General features: G+C 60.9%; 14 protein-coding genes and 3 pseudogenes. 8 read left to right on the forward strand and 9 right to left on the reverse strand.

Translation table 11 applies throughout. From position 1 onward, the window contains the following. Positions 1-274, forward strand: a 274-nt coding sequence (locus tag SB4_RS17860) for a transposase (protein WP_153006320.1), incomplete at its 5' end; no start/stop codon positions are given. A gap of 45 nt (positions 275-319) precedes the next feature. Here the strand turns inward: SB4_RS17860 and SB4_RS17865 are convergent. The 3 genes from SB4_RS17865 to ku all read right to left on the reverse strand — a co-directional run bounded on the left by SB4_RS17865 (position 320) and on the right by ku (position 4,678). Beyond that, on the reverse strand, positions 320-1,135 hold the full coding sequence (locus tag SB4_RS17865) for a transporter (protein ID WP_193753875.1): 816 nt from the start codon (positions 1,133-1,135) through the stop codon (positions 320-322). A 212-nt stretch (positions 1,136-1,347) separates the two neighbouring features. Then, positions 1,348-3,795 (reverse strand): DNA ligase D, encoded by a 2,448-nt coding sequence (gene ligD / locus SB4_RS17870; RefSeq protein WP_241488684.1) that lies wholly within the window; start codon positions 3,793-3,795, stop codon positions 1,348-1,350. Further along, positions 3,788-4,678 (reverse strand): non-homologous end joining protein Ku, encoded by an 891-nt coding sequence (gene ku, locus SB4_RS17875; protein ID WP_058733816.1) that lies wholly within the window; start codon positions 4,676-4,678, stop codon positions 3,788-3,790. The genes ligD and ku overlap by 8 nt, the downstream gene beginning before the upstream one ends. A gap of 68 nt (positions 4,679-4,746) precedes the next feature. Here ku and SB4_RS19295 point away from each other — a divergent pair, with 68 nt between their 5' ends. Next, positions 4,747-5,283 carry a hypothetical protein gene (locus SB4_RS19295; protein WP_058733815.1) on the forward strand — a complete coding sequence of 179 codons (537 nt, stop codon included), beginning with the start codon at positions 4,747-4,749 and terminating at the stop codon, positions 5,281-5,283. A gap of 44 nt (positions 5,284-5,327) precedes the next feature. Here SB4_RS19295 and SB4_RS17880 read toward each other — a convergent pair. The 5 genes and pseudogenes from SB4_RS17880 to SB4_RS17905 all read right to left on the reverse strand — a co-directional run. Then, a pseudogene (locus SB4_RS17880) lies at positions 5,328-5,713 on the reverse strand (integrase core domain-containing protein); the annotation flags it as partial. Between the two features lie 48 nt (positions 5,714-5,761). Then, positions 5,762-6,546: pseudogene (locus SB4_RS19300) on the reverse strand (IS3 family transposase); the annotation flags it as partial. A 696-nt stretch (positions 6,547-7,242) separates the two neighbouring features. Continuing rightward, a pseudogene (locus SB4_RS17895) lies at positions 7,243-8,256 on the reverse strand (IS110 family RNA-guided transposase); the annotation flags it as partial. 348 nt (positions 8,257-8,604) lie between these two features. After that, positions 8,605-8,976, reverse strand: coding sequence for a response regulator (locus SB4_RS17900; RefSeq protein WP_058733813.1), 372 nt, complete (start codon positions 8,974-8,976; stop codon positions 8,605-8,607). Next, on the reverse strand, positions 8,969-10,858 hold the full coding sequence (locus SB4_RS17905; RefSeq protein ID WP_058753660.1) for a PAS domain-containing sensor histidine kinase: 1,890 nt from the start codon (positions 10,856-10,858) through the stop codon (positions 8,969-8,971). Before SB4_RS17905 ends, SB4_RS17900 begins: the two co-directional genes overlap by 8 nt. Positions 10,859-11,236: 378 nt before the next feature. Here SB4_RS17905 and SB4_RS17910 point away from each other — a divergent pair, with 378 nt between their 5' ends. The 4 genes from SB4_RS17910 (at position 11,237) to SB4_RS17925 (ending at position 13,216) form a co-directional block, all read left to right on the forward strand. Next, the gene (locus SB4_RS17910) at positions 11,237-11,575 is read left to right on the forward strand and encodes a hypothetical protein (protein ID WP_153003056.1); all 339 of its coding nucleotides are present in this window, start codon (positions 11,237-11,239) and stop codon (positions 11,573-11,575) included. Next, positions 11,572-12,147: a hypothetical protein gene (locus SB4_RS17915; protein WP_058733811.1), complete on the forward strand. Its 576-nt coding sequence runs from the start codon at positions 11,572-11,574 to the stop codon at positions 12,145-12,147. Before SB4_RS17910 ends, SB4_RS17915 begins: the two co-directional genes overlap by 4 nt. 73 nt (positions 12,148-12,220) lie before the next feature. After that, entirely contained in the window at positions 12,221-12,619 is a 399-nt protein-coding gene (locus tag SB4_RS17920; RefSeq protein ID WP_058733810.1) for a VOC family protein, read from the forward strand. A 129-nt stretch (positions 12,620-12,748) separates the two neighbouring features. Then, complete coding sequence (locus tag SB4_RS17925) at positions 12,749-13,216, forward strand: hypothetical protein (protein WP_193753876.1); 468 nt, start codon at positions 12,749-12,751, stop codon at positions 13,214-13,216. 150 nt (positions 13,217-13,366) lie between these two features. On the opposite strand, the gene SB4_RS17930 is transcribed toward SB4_RS17925, so the two are convergent. Beyond that, complete coding sequence (locus SB4_RS17930; RefSeq protein WP_058734891.1) at positions 13,367-13,735, reverse strand: nuclear transport factor 2 family protein; 369 nt, start codon at positions 13,733-13,735, stop codon at positions 13,367-13,369. 193 nt (positions 13,736-13,928) lie between these two features. Between SB4_RS17930 and SB4_RS17935 the strand changes: the two genes are divergently transcribed. Both SB4_RS17935 and SB4_RS17940 read left to right on the forward strand, forming a co-directional pair. Continuing rightward, positions 13,929-14,411 carry a MarR family winged helix-turn-helix transcriptional regulator gene (locus SB4_RS17935; RefSeq protein WP_058717130.1) on the forward strand — a complete coding sequence of 161 codons (483 nt, stop codon included), beginning with the start codon at positions 13,929-13,931 and terminating at the stop codon, positions 14,409-14,411. 13 nt (positions 14,412-14,424) lie between these two features. Beyond that, positions 14,425-15,282, forward strand: coding sequence for an SDR family oxidoreductase (locus tag SB4_RS17940; RefSeq protein ID WP_058717129.1), 858 nt, complete (start codon positions 14,425-14,427; stop codon positions 15,280-15,282). Positions 15,283-15,308: the final 26 nt, after the last annotated feature.

Genomic DNA, 15,308 nt, shown 5'->3' on the forward strand with positions numbered 1-15,308 from the left:
TCGCATGCGTTACCTGTTGGCCGACAAGGGCTATGACGCCGACCGGCTGCGCCGTTCGCTACGTGACGCAGGAGCCGTTCCTGTCATTCCCGGACGGCGCAACCGGAAGCGCGTCATCCGATACGACAAGGAGCGCTACCGCGGCCGCCACCTGATCGAGAACGCCTTCTGCCGTCTCAAGGACTTTCGCCGTGTCGCCACCCGCTACGATAAACTCGCCGCCAACTTCCTCTCAGGCGTCGCCATCGCGACCGCGCTCGCATTCTGGCTGTGATTGAGTCTCGGCCATAGAAGCGTATAATGGCTGATAGATCGGCCGTCAGAACCGATGCGATATTCCGACGAATGCTTCGACGTCGGGTGCGGCTTTGTTTAAACCGATGTTCGTGCCGACGTCGAATTGCGTATTTTCATTCGATTGCCACGATAATGCCAGACTGCCCAGGGCGGGAGTGCCACGCACTGTTCGATCCGGATCGTCATCGCGCGTGATCCGCGCGCTGAGATCGGCTTTCAACGTCTCGCTAAAAGCATATTCGATCTCGGCCGCGCCGCCGTACAGTGCATGGCGACCCTCTCCGCTGTCGTTCACCGCCGCGGATACAGTCGGGGTAAGCTGTAGCGAGATCGTCTTGGACGTACGGTAGGTGACCGGAAGCTGGAATGTTGCGCCCCAGTCTCCCGCACCGATCGGCTGGCGCCCCACCGGGAGCAGCGCCGTAGCGATGCTGGATATGGCCAGTCCCGTATCGCCCTTGCGCTCGACAATCGATGTCTTGATCCCGATGGTAGCGTCTCTGACCCGGCGGGCCCGCATCACGGCGGCATCGGTATCGCGATCACGCTGAAACCCGAACGGCGTCCATCCCAGCCGAAGCTCGGTTTTCCCGCCAATACCATAGCGGATCAGGGTGTCTGCGATCAGCACCGTGTCGATCCTCTCGCCATCGCGCCGCTCGAGCGTCCAGTCCCCCAGTCCCGTTTCAATCTGCAGACGGCCTGGCGCCGTGATGCAGGCGCTGGTCGTCAGGCCAGGGCGCTCGCTGCACAGCCGGTCCACGTTGCTGTTCTGCGCCATCGCCGCCACCGGAACGCACGCCATGATGCCAGCCAATGCCCTGATAAAATTTTGCATTATTGCCCCCTCTTTCGAGCGGCGTAGCGCAAAGGGACCACCCGTACTATGGCCCATCACGCATCTCCCTCGGCCTAACCAAACCTCTGAAGGGAAAGTTGCAAAGCCGGTCGTGGTTTGAACGGCCCGAAGACCGGTGCAGGAACCAAGCCCACGGCCGAGAGCAGAATGAATAGTCTGCGACCGCTGCCGGTGCGCCTGTACGTTAGCGGCTATACGTCGGGAAGGATTTGACGAGCCAGCCCCCAACCGGCGAGGGCGGGGCTGGCGGCGCGGCGCAGAAGCCTGTCCGCGTCGTGCAGCGTCCATGCGCCCGCCGTTTCGATTTTTCGCAGTTCGGCCCATGATATCGGTGTGGCAACCGGGGCATTTTCCCGTGCCCGGACCGAATAGGGCATGATCGCGGTGCTGCCACGCTGGTTGCGGAGCCAGTCGATGAAGATACGCCCGGACCGCTTCGATTTGGCCATCGTGGCCACGAAGCGCGTCGGATCGGCCGATGCGAGCGCTTGCGCAAACCGTTCGGCGAAACTCTTTATTTCCGGCCAGTCCGCCTTGGGCGTGAGGGGTACGATAACGTGGATACCCTTGCCGCCGGACAGCATGGGAAAGCTCGTCAGGCCGAGCGCCGCCAGTTGCTCTTTCAGGTGCTCGGCAGCCGCCCTGGTGTCATCGAATGCAAGCCCTTCGTCGGGGTCCAGATCGAACACCATCCGGTCTGGCATCTCGACTCCAGACACCATCGAACCCCAGCCATGGAATTCGATCGCGCCCATCTGTACGCAGGCGGCCATCCCGTCACTGTCGTCGACGTAAAGATAATCGTCGGCGTCGCCGTCCTTGTCATGGATCGATACCCGGAGGACATGATCACCGAAGCTGCCTGCGTCATGTTTTTGGAAAAAGCATTTTCGCCCTCGCCCCTGCGGGCAGCGGACGAGACTGATCGGACGGTCGCGCAAGAACGGCAGCATCAAGGGGGCGATCGTGGCGTAATAGTCGGCAAGATCGCCCTTGGTGACGCCGCTTTCGGGAAAGACGATCCGACTGCGATGGGTGATGGCGACGCCGGTCGTCGCCATCGGGGCCCGGGCAGAGACGGTCGTTCGCCGATCGTCGGCCAGCCCGACGAAGCTGGCATGGCGCAGCAGCCCATCCGGTGTCAGTTCTGCATAGGCAATGTCGGCGGATAGACTGGGCGTTACCCAATGGGCGCCTTTCACCGCCGCCTTTGGCGCGACGACCGTTGGCGTCCGTCGCTCGATCCGCTCCAATTTGGCGCGCAGCGCCTCCATCGTTGCCTGATCGAACCCAGTACCGACCTTGCCGGCAAAGACGTAACTGTCTGCCCCCGCCCGCCCCAGCAGCAGTGATTTAAAGCCGCGGCGCTTGTCAGACGGCAGCCAGCCGACAATCGCAAATGCATCGCGCGTGACGCACTTCACCTTGGTCCAGCTGCGCGTCCGACCGCTGCGATACGGGGCATCGGCGCGTTTGGAAATCACACCTTCCAGACCCTCACGGCACATCTGATCCAACAATGCTTCGCCCTGACCGATCACATGTTCCGAAAAGCGGATGCCGGCCGGTGGATCCGCCAGGAGCGAGCGCAGCCGTTCCTTTCGCTCCAGCGTGAAAAGGCCCGTCAGATCGGTGCCATCCTGCTCCAGCAGATCGAACGCCATCAACACGATATCGCCGCCAGCACCGATGGCGTTCTTCAAGGTCGAGAAGTCCGGCCGTCCGTCCTTGAACGCCACTGCTTCGCCGTCGATCAACGCGGTGCCGGTCAATCGGGCCGCGGCGTTGGCAATGCCGGGAAACTTATCGGTCCAGTCGAGGCCAGAGCGGGTGAATATCCTCACCCGCCCACCGCCGATCGCGACCAGCACCCGGTAGCCATCAAACTTGATCTCGTGCAGCCATGCGTTTCCCGTAGGGACGGCGCTTTGCAGGGTACAAAGCTGAGGCTGGCGGAATGACGGCAATGCCAGCTTATGTCCGTCCCTACGCGGCAGTGAGGCGTGAGCGGTCGCCGCGCTCTTCCTCTTGGGGGACCGCGCGGGTCGACCGGCTGCGATCTCTGCCATCGTCCGTCCGGTGGCGATGCTGGTCAGCGCCTCTTCGACCAGCACGTCCGTACCTCCGGCTTCCGCATCGTTCACCTTGCGCAACAGCCAGTTCTCGCGCCGTTCCCGGTCGCGTGGCTTCAGGCGGACGAGCAGCCATTCGCCCCGCATCCGCTCACCATGAAGCACGAAGTGAAGGTGGCCTTTGTCGATGTCCGACCCGGACTTGCCGGGCACCGGTGACCATGTACCGCGATCCCACAGCATCACCGTGCCGCCGCCATATTCGCCCGCGGGGATGGTACCCTCGAAGGTCGCATAGGATAACGGATGATCCTCCGTGCGGACCGCCAGGCGCTTTTCGGCCGGATCCAGGCTGGGACCGCGCGTCACCGCCCAGCTTTTCAATACGCCATCGATCTCGAGCCGCAGGTCCCAGTGCAACCGGGTGGCGTCGTGCTTCTGAACCATGAAGAGGTTGCCGTGCCCCGGCTCGACGGTCCCGACGGGCTCGGCGGTCCGGTCGAAGTCGCGTTTGGCGTTATAGGTGGCAAGCAGGGATTGCTTGGCCTTGGCAGCGCGCTCAGGCACGTTTCCTGTCCGCACGTTTGACCGGTTTCGCGGCCGCTGCCTTTTTCGCTGCGGGCTTCTTCGATGGAGACTTCTTTGCGGGAGATGCTGCGCCCTTTCCGCCCATCGACTGACGTAACGCCGCCATCAGATCGACGACATTGCTGCCCTTGGCCGCATCGACCGGCCCGTCATCCTCGATGATCTTCTTGCCGCGAGCTTTGCGTTTGCGCTCGATGAGGTTGCGCAGCGCATCGACATAGCGGTCGTGATATTCCTGCGGGTGGAAAGGCCCGCTTTTCCGGTCGATCAACGCCTCGGCCAGCTCCAGCAATTCGCCTTCGGGCTCGTCGTCCGGTATCTCCCTGAAATACCCTTGAGCCTTCTCCATTTCATCCGCGTAGCGCAAGGTCTCCAGAACCATACCGCGCCCTGATGGCTTCAGGCTGACCACATACTCGCGGCCCCTGAGGGCCAGCTGGCCCAGCCCTATCTTGCGGGTTTTCTTCAGGGCCTCGCGCAACACGATAAAGGCCTCATTTGCGAGATCATCGGCCGGCACCACGAAGAACGGCTTTTCATAATACAGCACATCGACCGCATCCGCGTCGACGAACTGCGTCAGCTCCAGCGTCTTCTTGCTCTCCAGCTTGACGGCGTCGATCTCGTCCTGCTCCAATAGAACATACTCGCCTTTGGCCACCTCGTAGCCCTTCATGATCTCGTCCTTGTCGACGGGGCCGATCCCCGTCACCACCTTCTCATAATGGACCGGTTTGCCGCTCGGCTCGTGGATCTGCTTGAACGAGACGGTCGCACCCGAGCGGGTGGCGGAGTAAATCTCCACCGGAATGGATACCAGGGCGAGCTTGATCTGCCCCTGCCAATATGCACGTGCGGCCATGCCGGTTCTCCTTGCCGGGCTGCAACGCACGATAGGCTATGGAGGTTCGCGCAAGGAAGGAAGATTGAATGGCAAAAGCACCCAAACTCAAGGTGTTCACCACATCGGCCGGCTTCCATGATGCCCTCGTGGCTGCACCCAGCAGAGCGGCGGCATTGCGCGCATGGGGCAGCGATCGCGATCTCTTCGCGCGAGGCGCGGCGTTCGAGGTCACCGACCCGGATCTGATGAAAGAGCCTCTGGCCAAGCCCGGCACGGTCATCCGGCGTCTGCGTGGTTCGGAAGCCGAGCAATTTGCCGCGCTGCCACCGGACCCACCGCCGGCGGGCAGGGCGAAATCCGCAAGAGCCAGCACCGCCGAGGCTGCGCCCAAAGGAACAAAGCCCTCGGCAAATAACCTCAAAAAGGCCGATGCCGCGTTACAGGAAGCGGTGAAACGGCACCGCGAGGCCGATGCCGCAGCCAGGGCACGGGTAGAGGCCGCACAACGCGAACGTGCCGATCTTCAGCGACAACAACGCAGCGAGGAGGATGCGTTGCGGGCGGAACGCGACGAAGCCCAAGCGACGTATGACGAGGCGATCGAGCGGTGGCGTGAGGGTTGAACGGCAGCAGATCCTGAAAGCGAAAGCCGTAGAGAAAACCAGGTGTTCAGTCCCGGCATCTGGTGGATCGGATCAACGATGAACCGGTCTGGCTCTGACGTCCAGATCTTGGCGATGTATTCGTAGGGCGTGAGGCCGCTGAGCGTTTTGAGCCGGCGGGCAAAGTTGTAGGCGGCCATGAAGTCGGCGAGGTGCGTTCGCAGTTGGTCATGGCTCTCGTAGTGGAAGCGTTTGACGGTCGCCTCCTTGATGGTGCGGTTCATCCGCTCGACCCCGGCCTTCGCCGGGGCAGGCTCTGTCCGTTAGTCCAGGGATGGTTCGGCTTCGTCAGACGGTGCTCGATGTTGTTGGCCTCGCAGATCATGTCGAAGCGCATCTGACGCGACCAGGCCGTGTTGCGATTGCGGGGCTGGTCGGCGAACTGGATGCCATAGCACATTGGGAAGCGCTAGTTCGGGAGCCGCTATGGCCCTGATGAAGACAACGCGGCCAGCACGTCTTCGTGGCGCAGCTGGCGTGACACGACCAGTGCCAGGCACTCGCGACTGGCCTCGTCGATTATGGTCAGGATGCGGAACTTGCGCCCATCGTGGGTACGCTCCTCGACGAAATCATAGGCCCAGACATGCCCCGGATACTCTGGTCGAAGCCGGATGCAGGAGCCGTCATTGAGCCACAGCCGGCCGCGTTTCGGTTGGCGCTGCGGCACTTTCAGCCCCTCACGCCGCCAGATCCGCTCGACCCGCTTGTGGTTCACCGACCAGCCCGCCGCATGCAGCAGGGCGGTTACCCGACGGTAACCGTAGCGCCCATACTGCTTTGCCAGCGCGACGACGTCGTCGGTGAGCGCCTGCTCATCATCTGCCCCGCACGGCACTTTGCGCTGCGTTGACCGGTGCTGGCCGAGCACGCGGCACACGCGCCGCTCGGACACGTCCAGCACCTCCCGGACCTGGTCGATGCAGCGCCGGCGCCGGGCGGGGCTCAGAAGTTTCCCCGTGCCGCCTCCTGCAGGATGAGCTTGTCGAGCGTCAGATCCGAGATCGCACGACGCAGCCGGGCGTTCTCCTTCTCCAGATTCTTCATCCGACGCGCCTGGTCCGTCTTCAGGCCACCATATTCCTTGCGCCAGCGATAGTAGGTCTGCTCTCTGACCGCGATCCGCCGGCACGCTTCGGCGGTCGTGCCGCCTTGGCCCAGCACGATCTCCACCTCACGCAGCTTACCGATGATCTCCTCCGGCTTGTGCTTCTTCGCAGGCATTCTTCGTCCCTTCCCTGGTCCAGACTGTCATAGTCGATGGACCACTCAGAAGGGGGCAGCTCAGCGGCCATTCGCTCATCGGCCAGCACGAGCGGTTTCACGCTCCAAAGTACCGCTCAATTTCGTCCAACCGCAGTGTAATCGCCTTGCTAGGCAGATGGATGGTTAGCCTCTGCCGCTCCTGTTCGTTGAAACGAGCGGCCTTGATCAGCAGATCACGGATGGCCGCGCGACCAACGACCCTGTCACCTCCTAACCATCCACTGCCGAGGGCGATCTCAGGTGCTAGAATGAGGAGGCCATAGGCGTCAGGGGAAACATGCTCAGTTATGACGGTGATGCCCTTTTCGCCCTGAATTCATGTTCCTTTTAACCTGAGGATCTTGGCTTGGCGACCGGTGGGCATTCGACCCACATCCGGTCATTCGCGCCATCTTCATCGCTTACCAACTTCGGACGTTCGTCGTCTAATCGCGTCGGGTGCAAGGGTTATCTGAGATATCGTTGCCGGGAGCATGGTCGTCTTCGCGGTCGGCATGTGCCGCCGCATGATGGGGCTTCGCGGGGCGACCCCTCCAAGGTTCATGACGCATTCCGTTGCCGTGGGCGTCGGATGCAACGAATGTCGCGGAGTTGGTCGGCCTACGTCCCGGCAGGACGTCTCGCAGCGCCTTGCGACGCGGACGAGCTTGGGTGTCAGGCTGTGACGCTTGTCTCCCTGAACGGCTCGCCGGTGATCAACATGCTGTGCATGATGACGGCCAGCTTGCGGGCGACGGCGACCGCAGCGCGTTTGAAGCCGAGCCGCTCGCGAAGCTCCAGCCCCCATTTGCGCAGGTCGCACTCGGATCGGCTCCGCACCAGCAGTACGGTCGCGGCTTCATAGAGCAGCCCGCGCAAATGGCTGTCGCCTCGCCGCGAGATATGGCCGCCATAGTCGATCTCGCCCGACTGGTAGCGCCGGGTAGTCAATCCGACCCAGGCGCCGACAGATCGCGACCGCTTGAAGTTGGTCGGGTCCTCGATCGCGGTGATGAACGAAGTGGCGGTCACGACGCCGACGCCGGGAATGGACATTAGCAGCTGGCAGGCATCGCTGCGCCGGGCGTCCGCCAGCAGTTTGCGTCCAAGCTCCGCGGCGCGAAGGCGAACGGCGTGCCAAGCCTCAAGCAGTGGCCGGATGATGCAGCCGAGGTCGGCATTGTCGGCCAGCAAAGCCTCAACCTGACGCTCGAACTTGCTGCCGCTCACGGGCGGGACGACCAGCCCGAACGTCTTCATCAAGCCCCGAACCTGGTTCGACAGCTCGGTGCCAATCCGCACCAGGCGAGTCCGCGCCGCGACCAGCGTGCGCGAGAGCATGCTGTCGAAGCTCTTTACCCGCACCTCCTTGTAGAACCCAACCTCTGCCAGGTGAGCCAAGCCGTCGGCATCGTTCGCATCCGTCTTGTTAGCCGCCATGTCGAGGGCGGCCTTCGCATGGCGCGCGTCGATACAGATCGCCGGCAGCCCCTCTGCGCTCAGCGCATGGAAGAACCAGACCGACAGCGGACCGGTCTCGAACACCACCCGCTCGGGCACGGCTGCGTGCTTGCGGATCAGCGCCGCAAGAATCTGCGGGTCCGAGGCGCACTTGCCGCGCCAGATACGCTTACCCGCGCGTCGAATAGATACCGCCGTCTCTTTCAGCGAAACATCGAGCCCGACATACTAACCCATGGCTGTTCTCCGTCCGATGTATGGGCCCGGCTGTCAGTCGTGAGCCCGCACTTCCATCTACCGGGGAACAGCCACCTTCCTCTACGTCATCGCTGATTGAGGTAGCTCGCTCCCGCGATTACCCCATGTTCATGCTCGGAGCGGGAATAGTGCAGCGAGCATCGGCGCACGCCGGGCGGTCGCTAGCTGTCCCGAAAAGGATGGTATTTTAGGAACGCCTGCGGCTTCTCAAAACCCATCATTGGTAGTCAGTTTGAGAAGGCGAAGCGCTATTGAATGGCGATAATCTGGAATTTGTGGAGAGGATCGTACATCCGCCAGCCTATGCAGTCCCGGCCTTCACACGTGAATGGCGCGCCCGATCGCCTGGGTTATCAGGCTGATGCTGATCGGCTTTTCGCAACGGGCGATGGCCGCGAAACGGGACGGAAACGAGGTGCCGTCGTAGCCGCTCGTGAAGACGAGGGGTACGCCGCGTTGGATCAACAGGTCAGCCACCGGATAGGCCGCTTCACCACCAAGGTTTATGTCGAGGATCGCCCCGTCGATCCGTTCTGCCGACCTGACCAGATCAAGAGCCTCTTCAAGTGTGCCGACCGGGCCTAGTACCACCGCCTCTGCATCACTTAGCTCGGCTTGCAAATCTTCGGCCAAGAGGAACTCGTCTTCAACGACCAGAATGTGGCAACCGCGTAGCGTCCGGTCAGGCATGTTCGGGTACCTCGTTGCTGGCGAAAACAGGAATGGAGATCGTGCAATGCACCCCGTCTGATCCCAGGCGATACGACGTCCGAGCGCGAAGCTGATACGGCAAGGCTCGCTCGATCAGCTCCCGGCCCTGCCCGGTCCCTTGCGGTGCCGATCCGGCGGGCGGCATGGCGACCCCGCTCTCTTTCCAGTCGATATGGAGCCAAGGCTTGCTGTCAGTGCCTGATTGCTCAAGGGACCATGTGATCGCGAGCTGTCCGTTCGCCTGCCCCAAGGCACCGTACTTTACCGCATTGGTCGCAAGTTCGTGGAGCGCCATTGCCAGCATCTGAACGGTAGACGACCTTAAGCGTACGCCTGCTGGCCCGTCGAGAACCACGCGGTCGAGCCCGCCGTTCATGGCCGATAATTCCGTTCGGATCAGATCGCCGAATGTCACCCGGTCGATATCGTCAAGACGGGACAGCAGCCCCTGCACGCGTGCAAGCGATTCAAGGCGTTCTCTAAAGCGAGGACGGAAATCCGATAGATCGGTGCTGGATCGGGCAGTCTTGTCCACCATAGACCGCACCACGCCGAGAAGATTGCGGGTCCGATGCTGAAGTTCGTCGACGAGCACGGCCTGGCGCTCCTGCAACTCCTTCATTTGCTGGATGTCGGTGGTCGTGCCCAGCCATTCTACGATGACCCCGGCGTCATCACGAACCGGCATGGAACGCGTATGGTGCCAGACATAAACGTTATCGCTGGCCCGCCGGACCCTGTGCTCCACATCCAGCATGCCGTGATCTCGCGCCTTGCGCCACGTCTGCATGGTCACTTCCCGATCGTCCGGATGGATCGCTTCAAGCCAGCCCAAGCCACGGCTTTCGGCCTCGTTCTGCCCGGTGAAGGTTTGCCATTGCGGGCTTGACGACGTCCACTGGCCTTCGTCGCCGGACCGCCAGACCAGCTGCGGGATACCCTCCATCAGCGTGCGCTGCCGTGCCTCGCTCTCGCGCATGGCCGCTTCGGCACGTTTCCGAACATCGGCGTCGATGTTCATGCCCACCCACTTGTCGATTTGTCCTGCCCCATTGAACACGGGAGCTGCGCGCACATTCGTCCAGCGCCACCCGCCATCCGGGGCGCTCAAGCGGAATTCCGTATCGACAAAGCCGCGCGCCGAGATCGCATCGCGCCACTGCCGCTCGGCATAGGCCCGATCGTCGGGATGAATTGCATCCAGCCAACCATAGCCGAGCCACTGCTCCACCGTCTGGCCGGTGTACGCTCTCCAGCTGGGGCTGTCCGTGACGACGACCCCGCCCGCATCGGTTTCCCAGACAGCCTGCGCCCAGCTCCCGATCAGAAGACGATGCCGTGCCTCGCTTTCGCGCAGGGCGCATTCCGCCAGAACCTGCGCCGTTACCTCCTTCAAGGTCCAGAGAACCCCGGCGACTGCGCCAGTTTCGTCGCGGACCGGCGCATAGTCTACGTCGAACCAGGCGTCCCCCAACACGCCCTGCCGCAGAACGGGATAGCGCTGGGCGATCAGCCGCGCAGACCTTCCTGCCATCCCTGCCGCGACATCTTCGCCGAAGACATCTAGCGAGCGGGCAAAGGTCTCGAAGGCCGATCGCCCGAGCGCCGTCACTTGGTGCTCACGAAGCAACTCGGTGAAGTGATCGTTGTAAAGATGGATCGCGTCCGCGCCCCAGACCAGGCTCATCATGCTGGACGACGCGAGCATGATGTCGATGACGGTTCTTAAACTCTGCGGCCATCGTTCGACCGCCCCCAGCGGCGTTGCCGCCCAGTCGAAGTCCCGGACGCGCGCCGCCATACCGCTGTCCCCGGGCGGCCATTTCGAGAAGTCTTGTGGAACTTGGCCGGACATCGGCATGCCTCGCTCAATGGGACTTCAACCCCAACGCTTGGACGTCAAAAATGCCGCCGTGGCCAGCCTTTTGATACTGATTTAATTGAATTTATTCTGATCGATTCGAGGATTATCAGACATCGAAATAGCAAAGCCGATCGATAAGTAAGCCATCTTTGCGGTACACGGCTCTTCATCGACTGGCAGCGATGGCATAGACGAATGCGAGCTTTGCCGATTGCGAACGGCGGGCGAGACGGCCGGGGCATTCCCGTTGGGATCCCAAACGGGACGGCTGCGGTCGTCCCGCTGGTCGTTCCCAATCGGGAAAGGTGGGAGCGCAGTGAACACTGACGACGCTGATGCCTTGTTACGTGGGTCCGACCGTTGCATCATCCTTCAATGATGACGTTCGGCTTTTCCACGCTACTCGACCTTTTGAGTTGGATCGTCGCCGTCACGCTGGGCGCGAAGGTATTGGCAACGCTCATATTGCTCAACTTAGATAAAAGCGTCTGGGATCAGCCAGGATGGGGGGCGATCCTTTGGTGGTCTACCAAAATCACGCCGATGATTGCGGTGCCTTGCGTAATGTACCTTGCGTGGTTGCAAGGTATGACCGATCAGGTTTGGATTTTTGTCGGATTGATGGCGTTTATCATGGTTGCCGTGCCGTTGAAAGTTCGGCAGCGCAAAAAACGCATAGATAATCGACCGGTCAGGGAGGAATTGGCTCAATGATTATACTTGCCATGCTGTTACAAACGGCTGCCGTCTCCCAAGGATGCCACTATGACAAAGCGGCATTGATGGCGCTGGATGAGGCTGCCTTCGATCAGGACATGGCGGGCGGATGGCGTAAGCTGGAATATGATGGCTGCGAAGCGGACGCTGCTGATCTTATCCGCGATTGGCGCATTGCACATAAGGCAAAAGGCCATGTGCTGATGTGGCACGAGGGGCAGCTACGTGCTGATCTCGGCCAAACCATCAAAGCAATTTCCCTGTTCCGGCAGTCTTACAAACCCGCAGCAGAAGACCGGGGAATGGGCTGGAACCTGTACGTGGACGGTACGATTGCCTTTCTGAAGGGGGATCGCAGTGCGTTTGATGCTGCCAAAGGAAAGCTCGCGGCATTACCTCGCCCCGCTAACTTCACTATGGAAGGACCAGACGGAAAACCCGTGTCCGTCAGGTGGCCACTTAATATGAATGTTTTTGAGGGCCTCGAACGTTGTTGGGGGCAGCCATACAAAGTTGCCTATGGTTGCGCGACGCCAATCCGGCGCGTGACAATCCCGGACACGAAGTAACCCATTCCCAAAATAGCATCCCGGATGGGACACGGATGTTGGCTCGACGCCCGGACTAGGGCAGTTTCACCGGATGCCGCAGCGCCTGAATCTGATCGCCCTCATCGTTGACGAATATGACACGGCCATCGACTTTTTCGTCGGGAAGCTTGGCTTCGAGTTGCGCGACGACACAGCGCTGACAGATGGAAAGCGGTGGGTGGTGGTCGCGCCGCATGGCGCGGCGAGCGGACTGCTACTGGCGCGGGCTGTCGGTGACAGGCAACGTGAAGCGATCGGCGATCAGAGTGGTGGTCGGGTGTTCTTGTTCCTCGAAACCGATAACTTCGCCCGTGACCACCTTGCCTATACCCAGCGGGGCATTCGGTTCGTCGAGAAGCCTCGCCGTGAACCGTATGGCATCGTGGCCGTCTTCGAGGACCTTTATGGCAACCGATGGGATTTGATCGAACCTGTCACCGTCACGCGATGATTCCCAATTCACCATCCTCGTGGGAAAGCTCCGGCCGTCTCGCTGCCCGTTCGTTTGTGGGAAAGCCGCGATAGCGTTAGGGTGATGCGGTCCAAGGTTGCCACTGGCACTGTCGGCCGGAGAATGGAAATGAGATTCCTTGTTACCGTCGCTATGCTGGCGACCGTTCTCGTCGGCGTGGAAGGAGCAAAGGCACAAACGGAATTGCAGGCAAGTGTCGATCTTTCCGAGTGGACGCCCTCGCAGAACCTGGTGCTGAATCTTGTAACCGGCAGTTACGTCGTCACGCCGCCAACCGACGGCTGGTCCAAGGAGAGGCCGCGGCCTGTCGAACGGCGAGGACGGTTGGCGGGCGAGAGTCTGCGGATGACGCAAACTCTAGCTGAGCAGGCGTTCAAAAGCGGACTAACTGACAAGGATTGTGAGGCCAAAAGGGCTGGTGGTGAATTGATCGTTAGTAATGCAGTTGGCCCGATGATGTTGACGCTGGCCGATAACCGGATCACGCAAACATCAGCACATTTCACATGCCGGACCGAGGCCGCGAACGCCCTGTTCAGCTATATAACTCGCTTGTTCGATTATCGCTCGCCGTAAATCGGGCAGAGCTTAAACGCTTAATATTAGCGGGAGCGATGCGCTTTATCGACTGCTTGAATGTCTGCCTGTCACCCACGGGCTTTCCCGATATTCGATCCCAATGGGAACGCCCGGACCGTCTTTCTGAGAGTTCCCAATCGGGAAAGCTCAGCCGACCCGCGCAGCTTGACCAGCTACCACACGCCATTGTCCGGAAGCTCGCGACCATAGGCGTGAGTATGCGTAGGTTCCGTCGATCATCATGTCGCCAAACGTGCCGGCAAGCGTGGCCTTCGTGGTCGCAAGCACCATATCGCCTACCGGATGAAACTGCCCTTCCGTCAGGTCGACTTGAGTCAGCTTCAGAACACCCGATGCGTGCGCCGAAAGGTCTTGGTCCTTTCCTATGACCGTTCCATCAGGGCCGGTGAACACGAGACGGTCATCGATCAGCGCCGACAAAGCGGTCACGTCACCGGCGAGCATCGCCGCCCGCAACGCCTCTTCTGCTCGCGCTAACTCAGCTTCGTGGATCATGTCCCCTGTCTCGCCTAGGCCGACCGCGATGGCAAGGATCAGGGAATGGCAACATTCCCATTTCCCGATCCCAATGAGAATCAGTCGATGCGATGATCGGGAGAACAGCGCTCAAGGCACGCTCAGCTTCGAGGAACCTTCACGCAACCACCGAGTTTGACAACGAGCTGTCCTATTGGAATGGTGCTGTCTAGTGTCCGAACAGATCACTGAAGTGCGTGAGCTGGCAATAGCGGTTTTCGCTTCGAGCGGTCGATTGATCGCGACTGGCAATGAACGCGTCGCGCATCTCGGTCTCACCAGCGCATGGTGGCAAGTCTTGGGTGCACTGCGTTATTCGCCGGTTCCGCTACCCACCGCGTCCATCGCTCGCAACATGGGCCTGACCCGGCAAGCTGTGCAGCGCATTGTCGATCTCCTTGCCGAGCGCGGCATGGTCGCGTTTGAAGACAATCCGCATCATCGACGCGCCAAGCTCGTCGTCCTTACCCGGGAAGGTTTGGCTGCTGTTACCAGTGCCGAACAAGCTGTCGCGACCCTCGACAGGGAGATCGCTGACAGGATCGGGCGTGAACGTATCAAAGACGCCACCCGCATTCTCGGCGAAATGAACGCCATCCTGACCGAGTGGCTGGACCGAACGGAGGCATCCCCTTCCCCCAACAACGCTTCGTGAAAGGAGTTGTGACGTGATTTTGATATCAGGGGCGACCGGTGGCATCGGTGGAGAAATTTGTCGACTGCTCAAGGAAACAGGTACGCCGTTTCGCGCCTTGTGCCGCAAGGGCGAGCAGGTGCAAGACTTTCAGAAGAAGGGCATCGATGCCATAATTGGCGATTTCGACCGGCCAGAGACGCTGGCATCCGCCCTGCGGGGCATTGAGACCATGTTTCTCATCACGCCGCCTACACCCCAGCAGGTCGACCAAGAGACAGCTGCGATCGATGCTGCTCAAAAAGTGGGGGTTGGCCGAATTGTAAAGATCTCCGCGTCTGACAGCAACGTGCTATCGCCCGTACCTTGGGCAAAGTCCCATGCCCTCATCGACCACCATTTGCGTGCATCGGGGATCAACTGGACGATCCTGAAGCCGACAGCATTCATGCAAAACTTTCTCTGGTTTAAAGATCCAATCACCAAGGGATTCCTGCCGCAGGTGACAGGCAGCGGCTCGGTTTCGTGGGTCGATACGCGCGACGTCGCTCGCGTGGCCGCGACCGTGCTGACCCAAGACGGTCATGAGGGCGCAACCTATTTTTTAACCGGGCCGGAGACGATCGACATGAAGGAAGCATCATCCCGCTTCTCCAAGGCTATCGGCCACAAGGTGCGCTACCTCGACCTTCCGTCACCGCTGTTCTGGCTCATCCTTCGCCTGACGGGAAACTCAAATTGGATGGCAAAGGGACTGGTAGTGCAATTCGCTGATGTCGTCGCTGGTCATCACGACATCGATCCGACCTTTGAGATCGAGCGTCTCACCGGCAAGCCACCGCACACGTTCGGAGATTTCATTCAGGATCATCGCAAAGAATTTGCGCGTTAGGCTCGAATCCTGAGCCAACTTTCTAG

The organism is Sphingomonas sanguinis (assembly GCF_001476905.1).
Classification (GTDB): Bacteria; Pseudomonadota; Alphaproteobacteria; order Sphingomonadales; family Sphingomonadaceae; genus Sphingomonas; species Sphingomonas sanguinis_B.

Bases quoted from the DNA above. Each gene is read 5' to 3' on its own strand.
- SB4_RS17865 (WP_193753875.1), bottom strand. From the start codon at position 1,135: ATGCAAAATTTTATCAGGGCATTGGCTGGCATCATGGCGTGCGTTCCG.
- ku (WP_058733816.1), bottom strand. From the start codon at position 4,678: ATGGCCGCACGTGCATATTGGCAGGGGCAGATCAAGCTCGCCCTGGTA.
- SB4_RS19295 (WP_058733815.1), top strand. From the start codon at position 4,747: ATGGCAAAAGCACCCAAACTCAAGGTGTTCACCACATCGGCCGGCTTC.
- SB4_RS17900 (WP_058733813.1), bottom strand. From the start codon at position 8,976: ATGCCTGACCGGACGCTACGCGGTTGCCACATTCTGGTCGTTGAAGAC.
- SB4_RS17905 (WP_058753660.1), bottom strand. From the start codon at position 10,858: ATGCCGATGTCCGGCCAAGTTCCACAAGACTTCTCGAAATGGCCGCCC.
- SB4_RS17910 (WP_153003056.1), top strand. From the start codon at position 11,237: ATGATGACGTTCGGCTTTTCCACGCTACTCGACCTTTTGAGTTGGATC.
- SB4_RS17915 (WP_058733811.1), top strand. From the start codon at position 11,572: ATGATTATACTTGCCATGCTGTTACAAACGGCTGCCGTCTCCCAAGGA.
- SB4_RS17920 (WP_058733810.1), top strand. From the start codon at position 12,221: ATGCCGCAGCGCCTGAATCTGATCGCCCTCATCGTTGACGAATATGAC.
- SB4_RS17925 (WP_193753876.1), top strand. From the start codon at position 12,749: ATGAGATTCCTTGTTACCGTCGCTATGCTGGCGACCGTTCTCGTCGGC.
- SB4_RS17930 (WP_058734891.1), bottom strand. From the start codon at position 13,735: ATGATCCACGAAGCTGAGTTAGCGCGAGCAGAAGAGGCGTTGCGGGCG.